General features: G+C 68.7%; 21 protein-coding genes. 16 read left to right on the top strand and 5 right to left on the bottom strand.

Annotated features, from left to right (window positions below; translation table 11 throughout):
* The first annotated feature begins 6 nt into the window (after positions 1-6).
* The 8 genes from MRBLWH13_RS15760 to MRBLWH13_RS15725 all read left to right on the top strand — a co-directional run bounded on the left by MRBLWH13_RS15760 (position 7) and on the right by MRBLWH13_RS15725 (position 7,407).
* On the top strand, positions 7-1,068 hold the full coding sequence (locus MRBLWH13_RS15760; RefSeq protein ID WP_053098208.1) for an ABC transporter permease: 1,062 nt from the start codon (positions 7-9) through the stop codon (positions 1,066-1,068).
* A complete protein-coding gene (locus MRBLWH13_RS15755) occupies positions 1,065-1,976 on the top strand; it encodes an ABC transporter permease (RefSeq protein ID WP_311245631.1) in 912 nt (303 codons plus the stop codon). The genes MRBLWH13_RS15760 and MRBLWH13_RS15755 overlap by 4 nt, the downstream gene beginning before the upstream one ends.
* Positions 1,973-2,848, top strand: coding sequence for an ABC transporter ATP-binding protein (locus MRBLWH13_RS15750; protein WP_341955870.1), 876 nt, complete (start codon positions 1,973-1,975; stop codon positions 2,846-2,848). The genes MRBLWH13_RS15755 and MRBLWH13_RS15750 overlap by 4 nt, the downstream gene beginning before the upstream one ends.
* A complete protein-coding gene (locus tag MRBLWH13_RS15745) occupies positions 2,841-3,680 on the top strand; it encodes an ATP-binding cassette domain-containing protein (protein ID WP_341955869.1) in 840 nt (279 codons plus the stop codon). The genes MRBLWH13_RS15750 and MRBLWH13_RS15745 overlap by 8 nt, the downstream gene beginning before the upstream one ends.
* A gap of 211 nt (positions 3,681-3,891) precedes the next feature.
* Positions 3,892-4,170: a hypothetical protein gene (locus MRBLWH13_RS15740; RefSeq protein ID WP_341955868.1), complete on the top strand. Its 279-nt coding sequence runs from the start codon at positions 3,892-3,894 to the stop codon at positions 4,168-4,170.
* A 143-nt stretch (positions 4,171-4,313) separates the two neighbouring features.
* Positions 4,314-5,354: an iron-siderophore ABC transporter substrate-binding protein gene (locus MRBLWH13_RS15735; RefSeq protein ID WP_341955867.1), complete on the top strand. Its 1,041-nt coding sequence runs from the start codon at positions 4,314-4,316 to the stop codon at positions 5,352-5,354.
* Entirely contained in the window at positions 5,351-6,382 is a 1,032-nt protein-coding gene (locus MRBLWH13_RS15730; RefSeq protein WP_341955866.1) for an iron chelate uptake ABC transporter family permease subunit, read from the top strand. The genes MRBLWH13_RS15735 and MRBLWH13_RS15730 overlap by 4 nt, the downstream gene beginning before the upstream one ends.
* On the top strand, positions 6,379-7,407 hold the full coding sequence (locus MRBLWH13_RS15725; RefSeq protein ID WP_341955865.1) for an iron chelate uptake ABC transporter family permease subunit: 1,029 nt from the start codon (positions 6,379-6,381) through the stop codon (positions 7,405-7,407). The genes MRBLWH13_RS15730 and MRBLWH13_RS15725 overlap by 4 nt, the downstream gene beginning before the upstream one ends.
* A gap of 78 nt (positions 7,408-7,485) precedes the next feature.
* Here the strand turns inward: MRBLWH13_RS15725 and MRBLWH13_RS15720 are convergent, their stop codons facing one another.
* Positions 7,486-8,184 carry a hypothetical protein gene (locus MRBLWH13_RS15720; protein WP_341955864.1) on the bottom strand — a complete coding sequence of 233 codons (699 nt, stop codon included), beginning with the start codon at positions 8,182-8,184 and terminating at the stop codon, positions 7,486-7,488.
* A gap of 223 nt (positions 8,185-8,407) precedes the next feature.
* Between MRBLWH13_RS15720 and rpsF the strand changes: the two genes are divergently transcribed.
* From rpsF to rplI, 4 genes are read left to right on the top strand one after another with little or no spacing between them, the layout of a single operon-like run.
* Positions 8,408-8,776, top strand: coding sequence for a 30S ribosomal protein S6 (rpsF, locus tag MRBLWH13_RS15715; RefSeq protein WP_341955863.1), 369 nt, complete (start codon positions 8,408-8,410; stop codon positions 8,774-8,776).
* Positions 8,777-8,781: 5 nt separating this feature from the next.
* Positions 8,782-9,294 carry a single-stranded DNA-binding protein gene (locus MRBLWH13_RS15710; RefSeq protein WP_056311050.1) on the top strand — a complete coding sequence of 171 codons (513 nt, stop codon included), beginning with the start codon at positions 8,782-8,784 and terminating at the stop codon, positions 9,292-9,294.
* A 50-nt stretch (positions 9,295-9,344) separates the two neighbouring features.
* A complete protein-coding gene (rpsR, locus tag MRBLWH13_RS15705; protein WP_042541518.1) occupies positions 9,345-9,599 on the top strand; it encodes a 30S ribosomal protein S18 in 255 nt (84 codons plus the stop codon).
* Between the two features lie 11 nt (positions 9,600-9,610).
* Complete coding sequence (gene rplI, locus MRBLWH13_RS15700; RefSeq protein WP_056511701.1) at positions 9,611-10,063, top strand: 50S ribosomal protein L9; 453 nt, start codon at positions 9,611-9,613, stop codon at positions 10,061-10,063.
* Between the two features lie 60 nt (positions 10,064-10,123).
* Here the strand turns inward: rplI and MRBLWH13_RS15695 are convergent, their stop codons facing one another.
* From MRBLWH13_RS15695 to MRBLWH13_RS15685, 3 genes are all read right to left on the bottom strand, one after another.
* Positions 10,124-10,549 carry a hypothetical protein gene (locus MRBLWH13_RS15695; protein WP_341955862.1) on the bottom strand — a complete coding sequence of 142 codons (426 nt, stop codon included), beginning with the start codon at positions 10,547-10,549 and terminating at the stop codon, positions 10,124-10,126.
* Between the two features lie 387 nt (positions 10,550-10,936).
* A complete protein-coding gene (locus MRBLWH13_RS15690) occupies positions 10,937-12,763 on the bottom strand; it encodes a chaplin family protein (RefSeq protein ID WP_341955861.1) in 1,827 nt (608 codons plus the stop codon).
* A gap of 109 nt (positions 12,764-12,872) precedes the next feature.
* Positions 12,873-13,895, bottom strand: coding sequence for a hypothetical protein (locus tag MRBLWH13_RS15685; protein ID WP_341955860.1), 1,023 nt, complete (start codon positions 13,893-13,895; stop codon positions 12,873-12,875).
* 550 nt (positions 13,896-14,445) lie between these two features.
* Between MRBLWH13_RS15685 and dnaB the strand changes: the two genes are divergently transcribed.
* The gene (dnaB, locus tag MRBLWH13_RS15680) at positions 14,446-15,819 is read left to right on the top strand and encodes a replicative DNA helicase (RefSeq protein ID WP_056311057.1); all 1,374 of its coding nucleotides are present in this window, start codon (positions 14,446-14,448) and stop codon (positions 15,817-15,819) included.
* A 211-nt stretch (positions 15,820-16,030) separates the two neighbouring features.
* Here dnaB and MRBLWH13_RS15675 read toward each other — a convergent pair whose 3' ends face one another.
* Positions 16,031-18,604 (bottom strand): LuxR C-terminal-related transcriptional regulator, encoded by a 2,574-nt coding sequence (locus MRBLWH13_RS15675; RefSeq protein ID WP_341955859.1) that lies wholly within the window; start codon positions 18,602-18,604, stop codon positions 16,031-16,033.
* Between the two features lie 475 nt (positions 18,605-19,079).
* Between MRBLWH13_RS15675 and MRBLWH13_RS15670 the strand changes: the two genes are divergently transcribed.
* The 3 genes from MRBLWH13_RS15670 to MRBLWH13_RS15660 are packed head-to-tail and all read left to right on the top strand — an operon-like array spanning position 19,080 to position 23,472.
* The gene (locus MRBLWH13_RS15670) at positions 19,080-21,914 is read left to right on the top strand and encodes a hypothetical protein (protein ID WP_341955858.1); all 2,835 of its coding nucleotides are present in this window, start codon (positions 19,080-19,082) and stop codon (positions 21,912-21,914) included.
* Positions 21,911-22,561, top strand: a complete 651-nt coding sequence (locus MRBLWH13_RS15665; protein ID WP_341955857.1) for a SipW-dependent-type signal peptide-containing protein — start codon at positions 21,911-21,913, stop codon at positions 22,559-22,561. The genes MRBLWH13_RS15670 and MRBLWH13_RS15665 overlap by 4 nt, the downstream gene beginning before the upstream one ends.
* On the top strand, positions 22,558-23,472 hold the full coding sequence (locus MRBLWH13_RS15660; RefSeq protein ID WP_341955856.1) for a hypothetical protein: 915 nt from the start codon (positions 22,558-22,560) through the stop codon (positions 23,470-23,472). The genes MRBLWH13_RS15665 and MRBLWH13_RS15660 overlap by 4 nt, the downstream gene beginning before the upstream one ends.

Here is a 23,472-nt window from a genome sequence, read left to right as displayed (position 1 = left end):
TGACTCATGACGACGGTGGCCGTGCGACGGCAAGCACAGCGTCGCAGGTCGCCGCTCGTCGGATACCTGCTGCGCCGGATCGGCACTTCGCTGCTCCTTCTCGTGGGCGTCACGATCGTGACGTTCGCGCTGACGAACCTCGTGCCCGGCGACCCCGTGTCGGCGGCACTGGGTGAGGGAGCATCGCAGAACCCCGAGACGCGTGAGGCGTTCATCAAGGCGCAGGGCCTCGACCAGCCTCTCTTCGTGCAGTACTTCATCTACATGGGCAACCTGCTGCGCGGAGACCTCGGCACGTCGCTGGTGACCGGGCGACCGGTCACCAGCGACCTCGCCACCGCAGTGCCGGCGACGATCGAGATCGCGATCGGCGCCATCATCCTCAGCCTCGCGGTGAGCGTCGTGCTCGGGACGCTCGCGGCCTATCGGCGTGGACTCGTCACGGATCAAGTGATCCGCATCGTGACGCTGATCGGCCTGAGCGTGCCGACGTTCTGGCTCGCACTCGTCAGCTTCTACGTGTTCTTCCTCGAGCTGCGGATCGCCCCCGGCTCCGGTCGCATCTCGCCGTCGATCACCCCACCGCCCCGCATCACCGGGCTCTACACGGTCGACTACCTGCTCAACGGAGACGGCGTCGGGTTCGCCGATGCCCTCGCGCACCTGGCCCTACCGGTGATGGTGCTGTCTCTCGTGACGATCGGTCTGCTCACCCGCTTCATCCGCACCTCGGTGCTCGAGGTGCTGGGCAGCGACTACGTGCGCGCTGCCAGGGCGAAGGGCCTCCCGGCGATGCGCGTGATCCTCGATTACGTGCTCCGCGGAGCATCCCTGCCGATCCTCACCGTCGTCGGCGTCGCCTTCGGATCCCTGCTGTCCGGCACCGTGCTCGTCGAGTCGGTGTTCGCGTGGCCGGGCCTGGGCACCTATGCCTACAACTCGGCGGCGAACCTCGACCTCCCCGGCATCATGGGCGTGGGTCTCGTCGTCGGATTCATCTACCTCCTCATCAACTTCGTCGTCGATCTGCTCTACGGCGTCCTCGACCCGAGAGTGAGGATCGCATGAGCCGCATCGACTCGGCATCCGGCCCCTGGCGGTTCCGGTTCCGCTGGCCCCGTGCCTGGCGTACGCCGCTCGGCGTGATCGGCACCGTGATCGCGGGCGCGTGGATCATCGTCGCCTTCACCGCGCAGTGGTGGGTGCCGTACGGCCCCAACGCGCAGGTGCTGCCTCGTCTGCAGGCACCGGGCATCGACACGCTGCTCGGCACCGACGGCAACGGCCGCGACATCTTCTCGCGCCTGATGACGGGTGCGACCGTGAGCCTTCCGCTCGCGCTCATGCTCGTGATCGCCGCGATGATCATCGGCACCGTGATCGGGGCCGTCGCCGGCTACTTCGGCGGATGGGTCGACGAGACGCTGATGCGCATCACCGACCTGTTCATGGCCTTCCCGACGGTCATCCTCGCGATGGTGGTGGCGGCATCCCTCGGCCCGTCGCTGTTCAATGCGGTGATCGCGGCGATCGTCGTCTCGTGGCCGCAGTACTCGCGAGTCACCCGCAGCATCGTGCTCGGCCTCCGCGGGCAGAACTACGTGATCGCGGGTCGTCTGCTCGGGCACTCGCCGCTGCGGACGCTGTTCGTCGACATCCTGCCGAACATCGCCGGCCCCGTGCTGGTGCTCGCGACGCTCGACATCGGCGCGGCGATCCTGCTGCTCTCCGGCCTCTCGTTCCTGGGTCTCGGCGCGCAGCCGCCGACCGCGGAGTGGGGGTCCATGATCTCGGCGGCCATGCAGAACTTCGACGCGTGGTGGCTCGGAGTCTTCCCGGGGCTTGCGATCCTGACCGTGGTGCTCGCCTTCAACTTCCTGGGTGACGCGATGCGCGACATCCTCGACCCGACGGCCGAAGTCACCCACGAGAAGCAGGCCGACCACGTCGCCTCGGCGAAGGGAGCGGCAGCATGAGCGCCCCGGCTCCCCTCGCAGTGCTCAGCATCCGCGACCTGACGATCGAGATCGGTCGTCCGCTCGTGCACGGCGTCTCGCTCGACCTCGAGGCAGGGCGCATCCACGGTCTCGCGGGCGAATCCGGATCGGGCAAGACGCTCACGTCTCTCGCCGTGCTCGGGCTCCTGCCCCGACAGGCGCGCACCGGCGGTTCGATCACGCTCGCGGGGGAGGAGCTGGTCGGCATGCGCCGCCGGGCCCTCAACCGCATCCGCGGCAGGCGCATCGCGATGATCTTCCAGGACCCGTCGGCATCGCTGCACCCGCAGCTGCCGATCGGCCGTCAGCTCACCGATCACATGCGCGTGCACCTCGGTCTGCGCGGCGAGGCCGCGAGGGCCCGGGCCATCGAACTGCTCGAGACTGTGCAGGTGCCGAATCCGGATGCTGCGCTCAAGCGCTACCCGCACCAGTTCTCGGGCGGTCAGCGTCAACGCATCGCGATCGCGTGCGCCCTCGCGTGCGATCCCGAGGTGCTGCTGGCCGATGAGCCGACCACCGCGCTCGATGTCACCGTGCAGGCCGGCATCCTGCGGCTGCTGCGCGACCTCGCGACCGAACGCAACCTCGCCGTGCTGCTCGTGACCCACGACCTGGGTGTCATGAGTGCGATCGCCGACGAGGTCGCGGTGATGAAGAACGGGCGGATCGTCGAACGGGCCGACCGCGCGACGCTGTTCCGCGACCCGCAGCACGAGTACACCCGCACGCTGCTGGCCGCTCTGCCAGGGTCGAAGCTCGAGATCGCGGAAGCCGATGTCACGGTCCTGGATCCGGTGCTGTCGGATGCTGACCTGTCGGATGCCGCTGAGGAGGCCCGAGATGAGTGAAGTCGCCGTCCTCGACGCGCAGGATGTCGTCGTCCGCTATCCCGGAAGCCCGCCGGTGGTGGCCGTCGACGGCGTCTCGCTGACCGTCGCCCCCGGAGAGACCGTGGCGCTGGTGGGCGAGTCCGGCAGCGGCAAGTCGAGCCTGGCCCGCGCGGTCGTCGGTATCGAGAAGCTCGCCGGGGGAGAGGTGCGCTTCCGCGATGCGCCCGTCACGCCGCTCGGCATCCGCCGTCGCAACGTGGCGCTCACCGGCATCCAGATGGTGTTCCAGGATCCGTCGACGTCGCTGAACCCGCGGCGCCGCGTGGGCGACCAGATCGCCGACGGCATCGCCACCGCCCGCGCCCGCGGTGCCGCAGGGTCGACGGTCGCCGAGTGGCTCGAACGCGTCGGACTGCCGACCGAGGTCGCCACACGCTTCCCGCACCAGTTCTCGGGCGGTCAGAAGCAGCGTCTCGCGATCGCGCGGGCGCTCGCTGCTCGACCGTCATTGCTCGTCGCCGATGAGCCGATCTCTGCCCTGGACGCATCGACTCAGACCAGCGTCGCCGGTCTCATGCGCGACCTCGTCGCCGAATCCGGCGCGGGGATGCTGTTCATCTCGCACGACCTGGCCGTCGTCCGTCGCATCGCCGACCGCACCTTCGTGATGTTCGCCGGCCGGGTGCTCGAAGCGGGCGCGACCGACCGCGTGTGGTCTGCGCCGCAGCATCCGTACACGCAGGCGCTGCTCGCCGCGATCCCCGAGCCCGACGGCGCGGGCCGCATCCCGATCGCGCCGTCGACGAACGAGCGCACCGTCTGGTCGGAGATCGCCCCCGTCATCGACTGAGCCGCGTCGTCGGTCGGTCGCCCCTTCGATCCGTCACCGCTTCGCTGGGTCGCCGCTTCGTAGGGCCGCCCTCTCGTTCGCTCGTGCGCCGCGTCTCGGCCGTGCACGCAACGCGAGAGAACGCGCCGACGCAGTACGGATGCTGCGCGTCGGCCATCCGAGACGTGCGACCGTCTTCGCGACGACCGTGCTCCCGTCGTACAGTGGCCGCATGGATGAGGACCGAGGAAACCTGCAGGCCCTTCGCGAGATACTCTCCGCCTACGTCAGGGTTCTCGAGCGACCGGAGGAGCTGCTGCGGGTCTGCGCAGAATCTCCCGGAGACACCGCGGCGGCGGTCGCGGCCGTCGCGGAGGCATTCGAGGTCAGCGACATCGCGGCCCAGGCGATCCTCGACCTGCAGGTACGGCGCTTCACACCGGAATCGTTCGTGCAGATCCGCGCCGAGCTCGCCGATGTCGAACGGCGTCTCGCCGACGCATCCGCCTGACGCGCACCCGCGCTCGCTCACCCGTTCGCTCGGTAGGTGAGTCCGTCGCTCGTTCACCTCCTCCCGTGAGGGAGACCTGATGTGTGCCCAGCGCGGTTCTGGATAAGCTTAGGCAACCCTTATCTGAGCGAACAGGTCCCTCCATGCCCCTCTCCCGCACGAAGGCGCTCGGCGCCCTCCTCGCCGCGGTCGTCTCCGCAGCCGCACTCACCTCCTGCGCCCCCGCGGCCGAGAACACCGACGGCGCCCCCGTGGTCGATTCCGACGCGTTCCCGGTCACGGTCGAGCACGCGTATGGCGACACGACGATCTCCGAGCAGCCGCAGCGCGTCGTGACGGTCGGCGTCACCGAGCAGGACACCCTGTGGGCCCTCGGGGTGAAGCCGGTCGGCGTCACCGAGTGGTACGGCGGCTACGACTTCGCCTCCTGGCCCTGGGCGGACGAGGCGCGGGGCGACTCGGAGCCCGAGGTGCTCACCACCAGCGACGGTCTCGACTTCGAGGCGATCGCGCTGCTCGACCCCGACCTGATCATCGGCACCAACGCGGGGCTGACCGAAGAGGACTACGACCGCCTCTCGGAGATCGCGCCGACCGTCGCCCACTCGGGCGACTACTCGATGTACTTCGAGCCGTGGGACGTGCAGACGCTCCAGATCGGCGAGGCCGTCGGCCTGAAGGATGAGGCGCAGCAGCTCGTCGACGACATCGACGCGCAGTTCGCGGAGGCCGCCGAGGCGCACCCCGAGTTCGCCGGAAAGTCGATCGTCTTCCTGCAGAACGCGATCTACGACGGCGCCGCCATCGCCTACCAGGACGGCCTGAGCACCGACTTCCTCACGGATCTCGGCTTCACGATCCCCTCGGAGATCGACGCCTACGCGCCCGAGGACAGTTCGGGCGGACAGGCCAACATCCCGGTCGAGAACCTCGACGTGCTCAACTCCGCCGACGTGCTCATCTGGGGAACCGAGTCGGATGACGACATCACCGCGCTCGAGAACGAGCCGTTCGTCACCGCGATCAGCGCCATGCAGAACAGGTCGGTGGTCTACACCGACGGCGTCACCGCCGGCGCGATCTACTTCACTTCGGCACTGAGCCTTCCCTATGTGCTCGACGCTCTCGTCCCCGCCCTCGCGGATGCTGTGGCAGGCGACGGACCGGCGCGCACCGTCGAGTGACCGCACTCGCACGCACGAGCCGCGATCCGCACCGGGTGTCCGCCGGGCGGGTCGCGCTCGTCGTCGTGCTCGCGGTGTTCGCGCTGCTCGCGACCGCGTTCGTCGGACTGACGGTCGGCACGAAGATGGTCGGACTCGGCACCGTCGTCGATGCGATCCTGCGGTTCGACGGCAGCGATCTGCAGCTCGTCGTGCGGGAATCGCGCATCCCCCGCACCGTGCTCGGTCTCGTCGTCGGTCTCGCGTTGGGCGCCGCAGGCGCCGTGATGCAGGGACTCACCCGCAACGCGCTCGCCGATCCCGGCATCCTGGGGGTCAACGCGGGAGCATCCGTGGCCGTCGCGATCGCGGTCGCCGCCCTCGGCATCCACGACTTCCCGCACCTCATGGTCTTCGCACTCGTAGGAGCACTCGTGGCGACGATCGGAGTGGTGCTGCTCGGAGCCGCGGGCGGCGGCAGCCCCGTGACCCTCGTGCTGTCGGGCGTCGCGCTCGCCGCGGTCCTCGGCGGAATCACGACGGCACTCGTGCTGCTGAACCCGACCGCCTTCCTGCAGATGCGCAGCTGGGAATCAGGTGCCCTCGCGGGTCGAGACCTCTCGATCCTCATCGCCGCCGGACCCATGATCGCCCTCGGGCTCGTCGTCGCCCTGCTGATGACGCGCAGCCTCGACGTGCTCGCCCTCGGCGACGAGACGGCTGCGGCGCTCGGCGTCAAGATCGGTCGGCTGCGCACCGCGGCGGTCGTCGCCGTGACCCTGCTCGCGGGTACGGCGACCGCGATCGCCGGTCCGATCGCGTTCCTCGGTCTCGCGGCTCCCCATATCGCCCGTGGAGTCGTCGGCGCCTCGCAGAAGGCCATCGTGCCGCTCGCTGCCGTGATCGGTGCGATCGTCGTCGTGCTCGGCGACGTCATCGGCCGCGCGATCATCGCGCCGCAGGAGGTGCCGGTCGGCATCGTGATGGCCTTCGTCGCGGCGCCGTTCTTGATCTGGATCGGCCGCCGCAGGAACCCGGTGCAGCTGTGACCGCCGACACCCGCACGTTCCTGCGGCAGGCACGCCGCACCCTCGACCGTCGCGGACGGATCGCGATGGGCATCCTCGTGGGCGCGCTCGTCGTGTCGTTCGTGGCAGGTCTGTCGATCGGCGACACCGTGTTCTCGCCGATCCGGGTCATCCAGGCTCTGTTCGAGACCGACGGCGGCATCCGCATGGTCGTGGTCGACTGGCGGCTGCCGCGGGCGCTCGCCGCGGTGTTCTTCGGGGCGGCGCTGGCGCTCTCGGGAACCGTCTTCCAGACCATCACGCGCAACCCGCTCGGCAGTCCGGACGTGATCGGACTGACGACCGGTGCCTATACGGGCGCCCTGATCGTCATGACCAGCGGCAGCGGCTCCGGCTTCGCGGTCGCGATCGGCGCGATCCTCGGCGGTTTCGCCACGGCAGCACTCGTCGCCCTGCTGATCGCCGGACGCGGAGCGCTCGGATACCGCATCGTGATCGTCGGCATCGGCGTGAGCGCAGTACTGGCGGCGGTCAATGCCTGGATGCTGCTGCGCGCCCGCCGCGAGGTGGCGATCTCCGCCGCGATCTGGGATGCCGGGACGCTGAACGGCGTCGGATGGAACCAGGCGCTGCCACCGATCCTGGTGGTGAGCGCGCTGATCGTCGTGCTCGTGTGCGTGCGGCGCGGACTCTGGCTCGTCGAGCTCGGCGACGACATCGGCACCAGTCTCGGCGGGCGCATGGGGGCCACCAAGACCGGACTCGTCGCGATCGCGGTCGGACTCACCGGTGTGGTCACCGCCGTCATCGGACCTGTCGCGTTCATCGCGCTCGCCGCGCCCCACCTCGCCCGACTCATCGTCAAGAACGGCCCGGCACACCTGGTCGCCACCGCACTGATGGGGGCGACCCTGCTCTCGCTCGCCGACATCATCGCGCAGAACGCCGTGCCGAAGCACGCGCTGCCGGTCGGCGTGGTCACGCTCGTGCTCGGCGGCGCGTACCTGATCTACCTCGTCGTGCGGATGGCCCGCCGCCCGCTGTGAGTGCGGGGGCCGGCATCAGGCTCCCGAACGCGCTGCGGGCCGAGGCGATCGCCCCGGCCCGCAGTGTCTGCTCGTGGATCAGAGCGGTGCGACGATGTCCTGCTCGACGTCCCACTCGGTGATCTCCAGCGAGGTCTCGATGGTCTGGCCGGCGGCCTCGGTGGTGCCGGTGGTGGCGAGCACCACATAGTCGCTCGTGACCTCGAAGGTCACGTCGACGGCCACGCCCTGCGCCTCGGAGGTGCCGGTCAGGAGGTAGACGTCCTGGCCCAGGCGCGTGCCCGTGCCGGTGACGGTGAAGTCGCCGGTCAGAGCGCCTGCGGCGGTCGCGGGGTCGGTGTCGGCGGCGGTCTGCGCACCGCTGCTGAGGGCGGCGATGATCGGATCGCTCGAGTTGGGGTCTGCGACCTGCCACTCGCTCGTGGAGGTCTTGACCCAGGCGTCGTCACCGATCACGATCAGCGATCCCATGGGCGTGATCGTCTCGACGGCATCCGTTCCCGGGTTGTACCGGGCGGTCGTGTCCATGCCCAGGATGCTGGTCTTGGCGGCGTACCCGGCGGTGTCGGTCATCGCCTCGGTGATGCAGGCACCCAGGGCCGCACCGTCGACGGTCGCGCCTTCGGTCAGCTCGGGGCAGTCGGACTCGGGTGCGGTGGTCTCTTCCGCAGCCGAGGTGGGCTTGTCTTCGGCAGGCTCGTCAGAACCTGCGGTACATCCGGTCAGCACTACGGCGGCGGCGAGCATGACGCCGACACCCCACTTGTTCACGCGCATGGCGTTCCCCCTTCGGTCGTCGTCGTGCCTGTCGGCACGCACGAATACCAGCATGCCAACTCTGGGCCAATGCGTGTGGGGGCAGTCCGAAGTTTTCTCCGCTAGACTGTCAAGGTTGTCTGCCATCAGGCACCCACTCGGGTGGCTCGGCGGATGACGTGCACACACCCTCCTGCTTCCGGGAAAGTCCCGGAAGCCGTTCTAGTCCGAAGGAGGTGGGTAAGTGACGCACCAGTACGAACTCATGGTCATTCTGACCCCCGAGATCGACGAGCGCCAGGTCGCCCCTACGCTCGACAAGTTCCTGAAGGTCATCACCAACGATGGTGGCTCGATTGACAAGGTCGACATCTGGGGCAAGCGCCGTCTGGCTTACGAGATCCAGAAGAAGAACGAGGGCATCTACGCCGTCGTCAACTTCACCGCCACCAGCGAGGCCACGCAGGAGCTCGACCGTCAGCTGAAGCTGAACGAGCAGATCATGCGTACGAAGGTCCTTCGCTCTGAGGAAGCTCAGGCGATGGTCGCTTCGGAGGCCAAGCGCACTGAAGAGAAGGCTGCCCGCAAGGCCGCCAAGGCTGCGAAGGCCTGAGTCCGATGGCCGGCGAAACAGTCATCACCGTGGTGGGAAACCTCACGGCCGACCCCGAGCTGCGTTACACGCAGAACGGACTGCCGGTGGCGAACTTCACCATCGCTTCGACGCCTCGGAACTTCGACCGCGCCGCCAACGAGTGGAAGGACGGCGAAGCGCTGTTCCTCCGTGCGTCGGTCTGGCGTGAGTTCGCCGAGCACGTGGCGGGTTCGCTGACCAAGGGCATGCGCGTCATGGCGCAGGGCCGTCTGCGTCAGCGCTCCTACCAGGACCGCGAGGGCAACCAGCGCACCGCGATCGAGCTGGAGGTCGACGAGATCGGCCCCTCGCTTCGGTACGCGACTGCACAGGTCACCCGTGCGGCCTCGACCGGTGGCGGCGGCGGTGGCGGCGGACAGTCGCGCCCCGCTCAGCAGCAGCAGGTGTCGGAGGAGCCGTGGTCCACGCCCGGCTCGTCGACCAGCGCCGATGCCTGGAGCACTCCGGGCAGCTTCGGCGACGACACCCCCTTCTGAAACAGGATCTCCGGATGCTTCGGCATCTGTCTCAAAACTAAGGAAAAACAATGGCTGGAAAGTCGAGCGGCGACCGCCGCAAGCCGCGGAAGGGTGGCAAGCCCACCGCTCCCGCGAAGTCGATCCGGGTCGGAGTCATCGATTACAAGGATGTCTCCACCCTCCGTAAGTTCGTCTCGGAGCGCGGCAAGATCCGTGCCCGTCGTATCACCGGTGTTTCGGTGCAGGAGCAGCGTCTGATCGCCACCGCGATCAAGAACGCACGCGAAATGGCACTCCTGCCCTACGCTGGCGCCGGCCGGTAAGGGGTAACGAGATGGCAAAGCTGATTCTCACGAACGAGGTCGCCGGGCTTGGTAGCGCCGGTGACGTGGTCGAGGTCAAGAACGGGTTCGCCCGCAACTACCTCATCCCCCAGGGCTTCGCTACGGCGTGGACCCGCGGTGGCGAAAAGCAGGTCGCTTCGATCCAGGCTGCTCGTCAGGCGCGTGCGATCCACGACCGCGACGAGGCCGTGGCCCTGAAGAACTCCCTCGAGAGCACCAAGGTGCGCCTGGCCGTCAAGGCCGGCAACGAGGGTCGTCTCTTCGGTTCGGTCAAAACCGATCACATCGCGGATGCTGTCGCAGCCGCAGGTCTCGGCTCGATCGACAAGCGCAAGGTGCACATCCCGTCGGCGATCAAGACGACGGGCGAGCACGAGGCCACGGTTCGTCTGCACGACGACGTGACCGCAGTCATCACCCTGCAGGTCGTCGCCGCCAAGTAAGGCGCGACGCTCTCGAACGCCCCCTGTCCTTCGGGACAGGGGGCGTTCTGCGTGTGCGGGTCAGATGAGACCGAGCTCTGCGGCTCGGCGAGGGTTCGCGGGCGACGTTCGATCGACGTCGGCTGCACGTGACCACCCCGCATCCTCCACGGGAATTCCACGGGAATGGATGAGGCGCAAGACATCCTCGACGGCATCGACGAAGTCGCCACCCACGTGTGAGCCCGCCACCAGCGAGATGATCACCCGAGCGGAATCGGGGCCGTGCTCACCGAGCCAGACGACGATGGCTCCGTGCACCGAGAGGGGACCGAGCCGGGTCGTGAGTGCTGAGAGGCCGCTGCCCCCGATCAGGACATCGCCCAGGGCTGATCCTCGTCGATAGACCGCGTGCGCACCCGAGTCGTGTGACGGCGCATCCGGTCGAAAGTGCGCGGCCCGCACCGCACGGTCGATCTCGGCAAGAACCGTGCGAGTCGCATCCATCGGAACATCGAACGTCCGAGCGCCGTTGACCGCCCACCGCAGACGTCTCGAGCTGAGGGTCACCGGGGGAGCCCCGCGGCTGGGGTCGTGCGAGCGTGCGATCGCCGATGTCTTGGCGCTGGCCGAGGCGCGCGTGCCGGACGACGGTGATCGATCTGCATGGTGACCTCCCCGAGCGAGTCTAGGCAGGCGATCCTCCGCGGCTGGTCCGAATCGCGAACGAGGGCACGACGGATGCCCCGCGCTGGGGACGCGGGGCATCCGTGAACTGTGCGGCATCGCAGACCGCGGGCTGGGCTGGGGACCCTTGCTCACCGCGTCACGGGATCCGCACACCGGCGGTGCCGCATCTCCTCCCCCGAGGATGACGACACCGCCGGGGTCTGGCTACGCCGTCACGTGGCGACGGCGCAGCATTCCGGCTCCGAGGAGGAGCAGGAGCGCGGCCACCGCGGCGTATCCGAGCGAGGACGAGCCGCCGGTGGCGGCGAGTCCCTGCGCTGATCCGGCCGCGGTCACCGCACCGCCGCTGGTGAGACCTGCGGTGAGCGTCATGCCGGAGGCGGTTCCCTGCGTGGTTCCGGGGTCAGTTCCGGGGTTGGTGCCCGGGTCTGTCCCGGGGCCCGTTCCCGGGTCCGTCCCGGGGTCGGTTCCCGGAGTGGTGCCCGGGGTCGTCACCGTGCTGTCGCCGACCACGGCGATGGCGTTGCCGCCGATGGTGATCGGAAGCGCGATCGGTGCGGTGACCTGGGTGCCGCCGAGGATGCCGTCGTCACCGGTGGTGGTGCCGCCGGTCGTGCCGCCCGCAGCGGGTGCGGTGGTTCCGGTTCCGCCGGTGACGGCGCTGTCTCCGAGGACGGAGATCGCGTTGCCGGTGGCGGTCACGGGTGCGGTGACCGGTGCGGTGACCTGGGTGCCGCCGAGGATGCCGTCGTCACCGGTGGTGGTGCCGCCGGTCGTGCCGCCCGCAGCGGGTGCGGTGGTTCCGGTTCCGCCGGTGACGGCGCTGTCTCCGAGGACGGAGATCGCGTTCCCGGTCGCGGCGATGGGTGCGGTGACCGGTGCGGTGACCTGGGTGCCGTTGCCGACCCCGTCATCGCCGGACGTTGCAGCTCCCGTCGCGGGGGCCGTCGGAGCGGCGGGAGTGGCCGGAGCCGTTCCGCCGTTCGCCGCGCTCTCTCCGAGGAGGGAGATGGCGTTCCCGGTCGCGGTCACGGGTGCGGTGACGGGTGCGGTGACCTGGGTGCCGCCGAGGATGCCGTCGTCACCGGTGGTGGTGCCGCCGGTCGTGCCGCCCGCAGCGGGTGCGGTGGTTCCGGTTCCGCCGGTGACGGCGCTCTCTCCGAGGACGGAGATCGCGTTGCCGGTGGCGGTCACGGGTGCGGCGACGGGTGCGGTGACCTGACTGCCGCCGAGGATGCCGTCGTCACCGGAAGTGCCGGTCGTCGTGGCGGGTGACGTCGCCGGCGAAGACGAAGCCGTTCCGCCCGTCGCCGAGCTCTCTCCGAGGACCGAGATGGCGTTGCCCGAGACGTTCACGGGTGCCGTGACCGGTGCGGTGACCTGCGTCCCGCTGCCGACGCCGTCATCACCCGACGTGGTCGGGGCGACGGAGCCGCTCGTCGGTGCGCTCGAGGAGGCCGGTGCTGCGGCATCCTGGCCGAGAGTCTCGCTCTCGCCGAGCACTGCGATGGAGTTGCCCGACACGGTGACGGGGACGTCGACGTGCAGCAGGGCCTGGGTGCCCGACAGCAGACCGTCGACGCCGTTGGTCGTGATCGACGGCGCCGGAGCGGTGGGTGCCGGGGCCTGGGGAGCCTCGGCCGGCGCTGCCGGAGCCGCAGTGCCCGACGAGTCGCCGAGCACCGTGACCGCGTTGCCGGTCACCGTCACGGGCACCGTGACGTCCACGACGGCCTGGGTGCCGGATGCGGTGCCGGAATCGCCGCTCGTGGTGGGAGCCGGAGCGGGCGCCGGAGCCGGGGCCGGGGCGGGCGCAGGTGCGGGGGCCGGCTGAGCGGAGGAGCTCCCGAGGATCGAGACCGCGTTGTCCACGATCGTGACGGGCACCGAGATCGGTGCAACCGCCTGAGTGCCCGAGAGAAGACCGTCTTCTCCCGAGGTGTCTGCCGCATTGGCGGCCGTCGCGCCGAGCAGGGTGATCCCGCCGGCGAGAAGCGTGCCCCACAGGGCCCGCTTGATGAAAGTACGCATGATGACCTTCTCCTGACTGAGTTGGGTGGGTCTGGATGGGTGCGCGCGAAAGAAGATGTGCGCGTGCAGCACGGCATCTGTCGTTCACGAGGAACGACCGGACAACCCGTCAGTCAGGAGAGACGTCGGTGTCGGCGACCAGAGACGTCGGCAGGACGTCGTCGGGTGCACCGGGGGTGCGTTCCACAGCACGGAACGCAGGAACGCCCACGTCGCTGAGACGCGCGTGGGAGAGAGCGGATGCTCCGCCGGAACCGGCGGAGGAGGCAGGAGCGGCGGGGGCACCGACAGGCGCCTCGACGGGCGCTGTCTCATCGGATCCGGACGCACTCGTATCCGGGGCAGCGGGGAGAGCCACCGGCTGAAGAGCGGACGCTGCGGAGTCAGCGGCCGCCTTCGCACGTGCGGGCGCAGTGATGGCCTGAGGCGTCGAGGCCGCGCGGCTGTAGACATCGAAGCCCAGGGAGTCCAGACCGGGGAGCGCCGAACCGCTCTCGGAGCGGCTCGGGTCGAGGGCGACGAGCACGGGCGGAACGGTGTTCTCCACCACTCCGCCCACCACGTCCGTCGTCGCATCGACGACACCGACGACGTCGTCGAGCAGCGTGTCGACGCCGAGCTCCTCGATCAGACGGCCGACACCGGGGAGGGCTGCGAGAGCATCCTGCACCGGGGTGACGATCTGAGAGACCGGAGCCTCGGTGAGCAGATCAGTGACCGGAGTGACCACGGCCTGTGCGGTGTCGGTGACCGCCTCGATGACGGGAGCGGCGGCGGGCCCCACGACGGGGACCTGAGTGACCGTATCGGAGACGTGCTCGACGACCGGGGGAGCGGCCTGCTGCACCGGGGCGACCACCTGGGTCACGACGGGTGCGACGACCTCTGTGACGACCGGCTTCACGACCTGCGTGACGATCGGCGAGGTCACTGCGGTGACCGTGTCGCCCACCGACGAGACCGTCTGGCTCACGAGCGACGTGACTCCGTCGAGCAGGGGGGCGTCGGAGCCCTCGTCGGCATGCGCGGCGGATCCTCCGGTGAGGACGGTGATCGCCGCCCACGCGAGCGCGCCCATGCCACCCCAGAGGGCGATGGCCGGAAGGCCGCGCCGGGTTGCCTGAGCGTTCACGTCGACTTCCCTCCCCCGAGAGACGATCGTTCGTCCGACGCACGTCGCGTCGATTGGGGGTGACGATACTCCCGGTATTCGGGCGTGTCTAGAGGGATCTGCTCGAAGACGACGACATCTCGCGCACATTTCCGGGCGTTGCGTCGTGTGACGCGCCCGGTGAAATCTCGGCTTGACTTTCCCCAGGTTCTACACATCCCGCACCGGATCGCGCGAACCTTCAATGCGCAGTTGAAGCACTTTCTCATCCACAGGGTGGGGAAACTAAAAAGCCCAGTTCAGATAGCTAAAGAAAAGTCTGATCAGAGGTAGTCCACCGGGTTATCCACATGTGTTCTGCACAGACTCTCCGGACTTGTTCGCACGCTTTCCACATAGTTATCCACAGGCAGTGTTGCGACCGAAAACCCCCGCTCGTAGCGTGGTCGAGCGACCCGATGTCGGAAGCACCTGGTTTGCTGCACAGAGGGCTTCGAAAGCCGCGACGGCGCAGCACAGGACCCGGGTTGCAGCTCCGCCTCATCACGCTCGTCGCATCGAAGGGAACACTGTGTCGATCGCTGACATCTCCGAGGATCGCCTCGGCGGCAAGCGTCCGCCCGAGCGGACCCCTCCGCACGACCTCCTCGCGGAGCAGAGCGCGCTCGGTGGAATGCTGCTGTCGAAGGATGCGGTCGCAGACGTCATCGAGACACTGAGGGGCGCCGACTTCTACATCCCCAAGCACGAGCTCATCTTCGAGGCGATCCTCTCGCTCTACTCGCACGGCGAGCCGACCGACGTCGTCGCCGTCACCGACGAACTCATCAAGACGGGCGAGCTCAGCCGCGCCGGCGGTGCCGACTACCTGCACACGCTCACCTCGATCGTCCCCACCGCGGCGAACGCCGGCTACTACGCGGGAATCGTCTCGGAGCGTGCGATCCTCCGCCGTCTGGTCGACGCCGGCACCCGCATCGTGCAGCTCGGCTACGACGGGCAGGGCGACGCGACCGACCTCGTCAACAACGCTCAGGCTGAGATCTACTCGATCACGGGCTCCGAGACCACCGAGGACTACGTCCCGCTGCAGATCGCGGTCGACGCCGCGCTCGAAGAGATCGAGGCCGCCAGCGGCCGCGACGGATCGATGACGGGCGTCCCGACGGGCTTCAAGGAGCTCGACGAGCTCACCAACGGTCTGCACGGCGGGCAGATGATCGTCGTCGCCGCTCGACCCGCCATGGGTAAGTCGACGCTCGCACTCGACTTCGCGCGCGCGGCCTCCATCGGTCACAACCTTCCCTCCGTCTTCTTCTCGCTCGAGATGGGCAAGAGCGAGATCGCGATGCGTCTGCTCAGCGCCGAGGGCCAGATCCCGCTGCAGAACATGCGAAAGGGAAACCTCGATCCTCGCGACTGGACCACGGTCGCCGCGACCCGAGGGCGCATCAACGACGCGCCGCTCTACATCGACGACAGCCCGAACATGACCCTGGTCGAGATCCGCGCCAAATGCCGTCGGCTCAAGCAGCGCGAGGGCCTGCGGATGGTCATCATCGACTACCTGCAGCTGATGACCTCGGGAAAGCGTGTCGAGTCCCGTCAACAGGAGGTCTCGGAGTTCTCCCGTAGCCTCAAGCTCATCGCGAAGGAGCTGCAGGTTCCGGTCATCGCACTCTCGCAACTGAACCGTGGTCCCGAGCAGCGCCAGGACAAGAAGCCCGCCATCAGCGACCTGCGTGAGTCCGGCTCGATCGAGCAGGACGCCGACATGGTCATCCTGCTGCACCGTGACTCGGTCTACGACAAGGACGTGCGCCCGGGCGAGGCCGACCTGATCGTGGCCAAGCACCGTAACGGTCCGACCGCGACGATCACCGTGGCCTTCCAGGGCCACTACTCGCGCTTCCACGACATGGCGCCGGGCGGCGACTTCAACTGACCGCCGACCGCTGAAGCGGGGGATGGACGGGACGCCCCCACCACGGGGGAGGCGGCAGAAAGGGCGCCCCATCCGATGCCGTCATATGGGCGGCACCCCAGCTGTCGCGTTACAGCGCGACAGAGCTGTGACGTAAGCGTGACACCAGCGAACGCCTCGCGCAAGACCCATTGTCAACCGGTATGCCGGGGGCGGGCACGGAGGTCGGGAATCAGGCGAGCGCCTCGGCGTGACGGCGAAGCCCTCGGCGGTTCGAGACGTCGAGCTTGCGCATGATCCGGTGCATATGGCTCTCCACGGTGCGCACGCTGAGCACCAGGCGGGAGGCGATCTCGGCGTTCGACAGCCCGCTCGCCGCGAGGCGTCCCACTTCCTTCTCGCGATCGGTGAGGGTGACCGCCGTCGCGCCGAACCGTGCGAGATCGAAGTGCCTCCCCGCGTGCCGCGCGCGGATCCGTTCCTCCTGCTCGAGAGCGTGCCGTTGCCCTTCCTCGTCTCCGGCCTCGGAATACCAGGTGCGCGAGAATCGACAGGCGGACAGCGACGTTCCGGTGAGCCCCCGAGCATCCAGTTCATCGGCGGTGGCCAGGATCGCGCGAGGGTCGTGGTTTACCAGCGCCGTCACGAAGGCGGCCTGGGCGGCGAGCCCTGCGGCCTCAGGAACCTCCGTCAGGTGCGCCAGAGCGACCGCGAGTCGGGCCGGCGTCGGCTCCAGCTCCACTGCCGAGAGCTCGGCGGTGAGACCTGCCACGCGCGCGCCGCGATTCCAGAGGGCCTCACCCGAGCGGGCCAGCAGCTCGGCCGCCTTCTGCGTGTTCCCGTCGAAGGCGAGCAGCTGCACCTGGGGCCAGGCGCGGCTCTGCCCGGGAAGAGGGCCGTCCTCTGCTCCGAGCTGCTCCAGGTCGGCGGCGAGCCGCTCGCCGGTCGTCAGCTGACCCCGGCGGATGGCGACGACAGCGGCGATCGCCAGCAGTGACAGCTGCACGCCGGGCGGCAGGGGCGAGGGCTCACCGGCGGAGAAGATGACCTCGAGCAGGTCGTCGACCGCCGCGTGGTCTCCTGACGCCAGATGGCACAGTGCCGCGGCGGTGCCGAAGGCGCGCACCGCGTCGATGTCGAGGTATCCGTGCGCCTCGTCGAAGCCGCGCTGCAGCACGTCCAGAGCTCCGCTCGCGTCGCCCTGACCGAACAGAGCCATCCCGAGGAGCACCCGCGGGGTGTGCCGCTGATCTTCGATCTCGAGATCCTCGATGAGCGTGTACACCCGCAGGGCATCCGTGAAGCGACCGAGACTGACGAGCACACTCATCTGCGTCTCGAACATCAGCAGCTTGACCGTGGTCGGAAGCTCGTCCGAGACCTCCAGGCGACTGCTGAAGTCATCGGGCACCGCGTCGAGGTTCGCGAACAGCTGCACCTCGACCGCCCGCAGCATCCCGGCATGCATGCCGACGGTGGAGGCATTCTCCTGCAGCTGCGCGACAGCGCGCTCGAGGTCGTTGTCGACGTAGGCGGTCCACTCGGCCTCGAGGGCGACGAACTCGGCGCGACTCGCGTCATCGCCCGATCGGGCATCGGGAGACGAGAGGATCTCGGTGATCACATCCCTCACCTTCGCCGTGTGCGTGTGCATGAGGGCGCGGATATAGCGGACGGCACTGGCCGCGGTGGGGTTCGCCTCCCATTCGGCGGCCGTGACGATGCGACGTGCTCGTGCCCGCTCCTGCAGCAGACGGACGAACAGGGCATCCTGACCGCTCGCCGTCGTCGGGGAGGACTGCGAGTCGGTGAGCACCGACCAGACCGATTCGGGCGTGCTCAGCTGCCGCACGATCTGCCCCGTGAGCCGCGTGCGTCGTGCGGTGAGCGGCTCGTGCCGGAAGAACTCGACCAGCAGAGGCGGCATGACCGCGACGAGCTGCCGGTCACCGCTGGGGATGAACGTGATCATCCGGCGCTCCTCGAGAAGCTCCAGCGTGCCCCAGTCGACGAGTTGGCTGGCCGTGTCGATATCGGCGACGCCCACGATCGCGATGATCTCGAGGGCATCGCGCGTCGCATCGTCGAGGCTCTCGAGGTGCGCCTCCAGGACGGCGCGCAGACCGCTGCTCCACAGGTCTCTGGTCGCGGTCCATTCGCCGCCGCGCAGCACGAGACGCTGTTCTCGGATGGTCGCATCGACGAGGCTCAGCGCGAGACCGATGTTTCCCCCCGACTTCGCGAAGATCCGGCTCATCGTGGTCGCCTCGATCGGGTGCGAGAGGTACGTCTCCAGGGCCGTCTCCATCTCTTCGAAGCGCAGCGGAGTCATGTCGATCACGTACGACGGCTCGAGCGTCGACGCGGGAAGACCGCTCGGTGTGTGCCTGGCACGCAGACCCTGCAGGCGCGACAGGACGATCGGCACCCCGTATTCGCGCCGCACCGACTCGGCGACACCCCACGACGACTCGTCGAGGTCGTCCCAGTCGTCGAGGAACAGCACCGAACGCGAGGCGCGGAGCGCCTGCCGCAGCTGGTCGGCCGTCTCATGGAGATTCGGACCGGGCCGCTGCGTGCTGGTCGCGCCGATGCCTGCGAGGTGCAGAGCGGCGAGCGGATGCTGGCGCAGCGAGGCGATCCCGCGCACCGAGACCACGGTCCACTCGTCCTGCTCCACTCGGGCGCGCAGTGCCTTGAAGAACGCGCTGCGACCGGAGCCTCGACTGCCGACGACATCGATGCTGACGCCTGCCTGGATCAGGTCGACTGCTGCGGCGAGACTCTCTTCGCGACCGACCACCATGAGTTCTCGCCTCCTCACGTGCTGTACCTATGCAAAACGTACTCTCCTGGACTCCGCAGAGATAGGCGCACCGGCGGCGGCCGATACGGCCGCCCCGCCAGCTCTGATCCTGTCGCGCCGAGTCCCCGGATGATCACGGTGAGCACGCCGCCTACGCGGGGCGAGCGCCGAGCTTGCGTACTTCCGAGCGCGCCGTGGCAGAGGTTTCGTCGCGGTGCAGTACTGGGAGGGCTGGTACTGAGCATCCGCGACACGGAATCCTCAGGTTCGCGAGCCTGCACTACGTAGCCGACCACGACGGCCACTGAGATCGACGCGGCCGAGTGCTGACGGGATCGGAATCCCGGGTTCCGGCAGGCTGCGGGCCGCATCCTTACAGTCACCGCCCATCTGCGCACATCGTGCCCCGCGGTCCTACCCCACCCGAGAAACAGCGTGACATCAGCGCGCGCCCGAACGCATGGAGACGATAACCGTGAGCGAGAGCCCTCGATCACCAGGCCGCCGAACGCTGCGGCGCCGACGCCGAGCGGCACGGCGCGTGCGTCTCGCCGCCGCGATCACGGCATGCCTCGGCCTGATCGCAGGCGCCGTCGTGGTGGCGGGGCCGGCGATGTCGGCTCCGAGCCACGAGCTCGTGATCACGAGCACCGCCTTCTCCGGAATCGATCAGACACCCGGTGACGGCGTGTGCCTGACCGCTGCGGGCACTTGCACACTCCGCGCGGCGCTCGAGGAGTCGAACGCCCTGAAGGGCGCGCCGGGTGCCGTCGTCATCAGCGTGCAGCCCGGTCTCAGCGGAACCATCCGCCCGGTCATGACCCGATCGGCCGCGAACTGGATGCAGACGTCCGCCGTGTCGAGCTGGGACGACGGTGCCTTCTATCGCATCACCGCACCGGTGACCATCGATCTCGACAACCGCCTCTCCATCATCCCCACATCGGAGTCGGTGGAGGGGGCGGCGTTCGAGGTGGCCGGGCCGGACGTCGTCCTGAAGAACTTCACGAACATCCTCTCCAGTGGCACGTCGATCGTGATGGGCGAGCAGGCCAAGAGGGTGAGCCTCACCGGGGGCTCGACCGTCACCAGGGAGAACTACTATCCCGAGCGCTTCGTCGTGTATCGCCAAGGAGCGAGTGACATCTCGGTCAGCGACTACTCGCTGCAGGGGTTCTTCCACGAGAGCCAGCAGACCTCGGGCTTGTTCCTGTTCAATGCGACGACCACGACGCCGATGAAGAACATCACCATCTCGCGCGTCACGGTGAACTACACCTCCGGAGGCACGTGCAACGGGTCAGACGGCTCCGGCTGCCGCACCAACCTGACGACCTTCTCGCCGCGTGACTCCAACGTCGTTCTCGACGGCTTCTCGTTCCAGGACTCGGTGGTGAAGAACCTCAACGGGGCCACGGGATTCAAGTTCTCGAACGGCGGCAGCTCGGGCGTGCGGCTGTCGAATCTGACCATCTCGGGCAACCAGTTCCTCAACTCCACCGGCGACGGGTCGGGAGACGAGTACGCGTTCATCACCCTGCCACCGGGCACACTCACCGGCGAGAACAGGATCTCGCGCAACGACATCGTGCGCGCGGCCTCGGGGCAGAGCATCGCTATCCGCTGGGATGGCCTGACCCGCAGCGGCACGGTGCCGAGCGGACTCAGCATCACCGACAACTTCATCGACGGATACGACTCCAGCATCCGACTCTCGCGCAGCGGTCTGACGACGGTCTCGGGGAACACCTTCGGAACGCGATCGGGCTCGCAGGGCAGGCCGGCCACGGGCGAAGAGACCGCCGACGGGGGAGCGCTCCTCGTCGACAACGGCTCGGACTCGAACCTGTCGGTGGCGACCTGGTTCCCGGCGTCGACCGCCGCCGTGGTCGCCGCTCCCTCGAGCACCGCGCTGGTCGCGACGCCTCGAGTCGGGTTCACCGGAGGGACCTGCCCGGCGGAGTTCGCCGTGCAGAGACCGGTGACCGGGCAGAACATCCCCACCGGACCCGTCTCGCTCGACGTGTACTGGACGGCCGATCGCACCGCCGAGATCTACCTGGGGCGTGTGACCGGAGTGACGGCGGCCACGGCATCGGTCGCTGTGGCGCTGCCCGTCGGCCCGCAACCGCTCGCCGCCGCCACTGCGACCGCCTCCGCGCAGGCCGTGAACGCCACGACCGGCGACGTGTCGGGATTCGTGCGCGTGCAGACGCACGTCGAGACCACGCCCCAGCTCACCTCGTCGCAGTTCAGCCGCACGGTCGCTGTGACCGGGAACTGCCGGCCGATCCTCGCGCTCGAGCAGGCGGCAGGTCAGAACGACCCCACGATGAGCCGGGACCTCCGCTACCTGCTCACGTCGTCGTTGCCGCTGGATCCCTCGACCGTCACCCCCGATGATGTCCAGCTGGCAGCCACCGCGACGGCGGACACCCTCGATGCGGCACGGATCAACCCGAGAGTCGTCTCGGTGACGCCTGTCGCCGGCAAGAACGGTCTCCAGTTCGAGGTGGTCGCCAGGGTCGACGACTCGGCCGCGGTGTCCGCGGGCATCGCTGCCGGGAGCGTGACCTCGACCTCTGGTCTGAGTAATCTCCTGGCCGCGACCTCGGTCGACGCCGGCATCACGTTCGTCAACCCGCTGCAGGTGACGGCGCCCCGCTTCACCCTCGTGACAGGCGAGAAGAAAGGCAAGACGTATGCCCTGATGCTCCGCGCGGGCGCTCCGGTGCCGACATCGCCGGTGACGTTCTCGTCGCAGGTCGACGCGGTGGGTTCCGAGAACGGCGTCCACCTGTCGACCGATTCACCGGTCATCGCCCCCGGTGGCCGTTCGACCGAGCCGATCGTGGTGAAGGCGAGTGCCGGGGATGTCCGGGCGAACACGAGGGCGACGATCGCGGCGACCGTCGCGTCGAGCGACACGAACTACGACGGGCTGGTCGTGCCGTCGGTGACACCGTTCCTGTTCGCCACCGATCCGACGATCGACATCGAGAAGCGCGCGTTCGCCGCGGTGACCGATGCCTCGACTCCCGCGACGATCGAGCAGACGGGCACTCCGGTGCTCACCGGGTCGAGGCTCGTCGACGGGCAGGCCGTGTGCTTCGTGTACACGGTGACGAACCGATCGGCGGACGACTGGGTCACGAACCTGCATGACATCCTCGTCACGGATTCCGACCTGCGTCTCGGCACCGGCGGCCTGATCGGCTCGATCCCGCAGCTCGCGGTCGGTGACAGCAAGAAGGTCGCCGCGTGCGGAACGATCTTCTCGAACGGCAGCGCTGAGGGGTGGCGCCGATGACCGCGGTCGACACGCCGCCTCGCACGAGGAGGGCGACGCTCCTCATCAGCGCCGTCGCCGTCGCGGCACTGACCGTCGCTGCGATCGGTGCCGGCACGTACGCCCTGTGGTCGTCGGAGGACACGTTCTCGGGGTCGCTGTGGCGTGCGGGGGATCTGGCCATGACGACCGAGCCCGCGTCGTGGCAGCAGATCACCCCGGGGGTGACCGAGCCCCGATCCGGAGAGCTGGTGAGCACCCCGAGCGACTTCTTCACGATGCCGGGCGACGTGATCGAGATCGCCCAGCCGCTCCAGACCTATCTGTGCGGAGAGAACCTGGTCGGTGCGCTGAGCGTCGGATTCGCGTCCCCCCTCGACGTGCAGGCGCAGGTGGATGCGGGCGACATCGCGGTGACGCTCCGCGTGGAGGATGCCGAGGGCGATGTCGTCGCCACCGGGGCTCCCGGTGGCGGGCCGCTGGCCGTGCCCGGTCTCGTGGGTTCGCCGCAGGGCGAGACCGACCGATGGACAGTGATCGTGAGGGTCGAGGTGCGAGGCGACTACGTCTGGACGGACGACGACGTGCGCAGCGCCGCGAGCATCTGGGCGGCGGGCGACCTGATCGTGCGTCTCGACCAGGTGCGTGGAAGCGGGGCCGGATCATGAGGCGGCGTGCGGTTCTCTCGCTCACCGCGGCGATCGCCGGTGTGATGACCGTCGGCTCGGTCTCCACTGCGAACGCGCTGTGGACCACGAATGACGCCGTCGTCGTGCCCGAGATGCGCACGGGGGCGCTGACCTTCGGAGCATCTGCGGAGTCGCAGACGGCGCTGTCGGAGTCGGGTGAGCCGGTGGAGATCACCGTGCCCGGCAGTGAGATCGCCACGGTGCTCGATCAGGGCGGTCTGAGGACCGAACCGGTGATCCGGCGATTCCACGTGACCGGAGCCGCTCTCGGCATCGCCGGGCTCGACTACGACATCACGATAGGCCCTCAGGTCTGGAGTGATGGACGCACCGCCGACCTGATAGACGGTGCCGCCGAGGACGGCACGCTCCTGGCGGACTCGACGGTCCGGATCTATCCGGCAGGCCTCGGCGACGACTGCTCGGTGATCCCGGACGCTCCCGAGGGGCTCGAGGGCGAAGCCGGGGCGAACGTCCACCTGACCGACGCCGTCGATCGCACGCTGCAGGAGCCGGCCGCCAATCCCTCGGGCGTTCAGATCAGCCAGACCTGGTGCGTCGCGATGCTCTGGAACCACCGCACGGACGGGCTGTACGCCTCGGAGGCGAGCGCCCACGGGATCGCCGTGGACGGCAGCGAGAACCGGGACTTCGACACCTGGGAGGCCGCAGTCGCCTTCCCGGCATCGCTCAAGGCCATCGGCGTCTACGACCACATCGCGTGGGCGGAGGGAATCGGTGACGACGGCACCCTGTCGCGCGACGACTCGTCGTGGAACGGGACCGTGCACCCCGATCCCGCAGGGGAACCGGACCTCGTGATCCGCATCGACCCCCGCGTGACCAACGCGAACCCCGCCATCGCTCCCGGCGATCACGCCACGCGATAG

The organism is Microbacterium sp. LWH13-1.2, assembly GCF_038397735.1.
Classification (GTDB): domain Bacteria; phylum Actinomycetota; class Actinomycetes; order Actinomycetales; family Microbacteriaceae; genus Microbacterium.
Note: the sequence above shows the minus strand (reverse complement) of the source record. Positions and strands in the feature narration are given on the sequence as shown.

Bases quoted from the DNA above. Each gene is read 5' to 3' on its own strand.
- MRBLWH13_RS15675 (WP_341955859.1), bottom strand. From the start codon at position 18,604: ATGGTGGTCGGTCGCGAAGAGAGTCTCGCCGCAGCAGTCGACCTGATC.
- MRBLWH13_RS15695 (WP_341955862.1), bottom strand. From the start codon at position 10,549: ATGGATGCGACTCGCACGGTTCTTGCCGAGATCGACCGTGCGGTGCGG.
- MRBLWH13_RS15735 (WP_341955867.1), top strand. From the start codon at position 4,314: ATGCCCCTCTCCCGCACGAAGGCGCTCGGCGCCCTCCTCGCCGCGGTC.
- MRBLWH13_RS15755 (WP_311245631.1), top strand. From the start codon at position 1,065: ATGAGCCGCATCGACTCGGCATCCGGCCCCTGGCGGTTCCGGTTCCGC.
- MRBLWH13_RS15665 (WP_341955857.1), top strand. From the start codon at position 21,911: ATGACCGCGGTCGACACGCCGCCTCGCACGAGGAGGGCGACGCTCCTC.
- MRBLWH13_RS15740 (WP_341955868.1), top strand. From the start codon at position 3,892: ATGGATGAGGACCGAGGAAACCTGCAGGCCCTTCGCGAGATACTCTCC.
- MRBLWH13_RS15660 (WP_341955856.1), top strand. From the start codon at position 22,558: ATGAGGCGGCGTGCGGTTCTCTCGCTCACCGCGGCGATCGCCGGTGTG.
- MRBLWH13_RS15690 (WP_341955861.1), bottom strand. From the start codon at position 12,763: ATGCGTACTTTCATCAAGCGGGCCCTGTGGGGCACGCTTCTCGCCGGC.
- MRBLWH13_RS15710 (WP_056311050.1), top strand. From the start codon at position 8,782: ATGGCCGGCGAAACAGTCATCACCGTGGTGGGAAACCTCACGGCCGAC.
- MRBLWH13_RS15750 (WP_341955870.1), top strand. From the start codon at position 1,973: ATGAGCGCCCCGGCTCCCCTCGCAGTGCTCAGCATCCGCGACCTGACG.
- MRBLWH13_RS15745 (WP_341955869.1), top strand. From the start codon at position 2,841: ATGAGTGAAGTCGCCGTCCTCGACGCGCAGGATGTCGTCGTCCGCTAT.
- rpsR (WP_042541518.1), top strand. From the start codon at position 9,345: ATGGCTGGAAAGTCGAGCGGCGACCGCCGCAAGCCGCGGAAGGGTGGC.
- rplI (WP_056511701.1), top strand. From the start codon at position 9,611: ATGGCAAAGCTGATTCTCACGAACGAGGTCGCCGGGCTTGGTAGCGCC.
- MRBLWH13_RS15720 (WP_341955864.1), bottom strand. From the start codon at position 8,184: ATGCGCGTGAACAAGTGGGGTGTCGGCGTCATGCTCGCCGCCGCCGTA.
- MRBLWH13_RS15760 (WP_053098208.1), top strand. From the start codon at position 7: ATGACGACGGTGGCCGTGCGACGGCAAGCACAGCGTCGCAGGTCGCCG.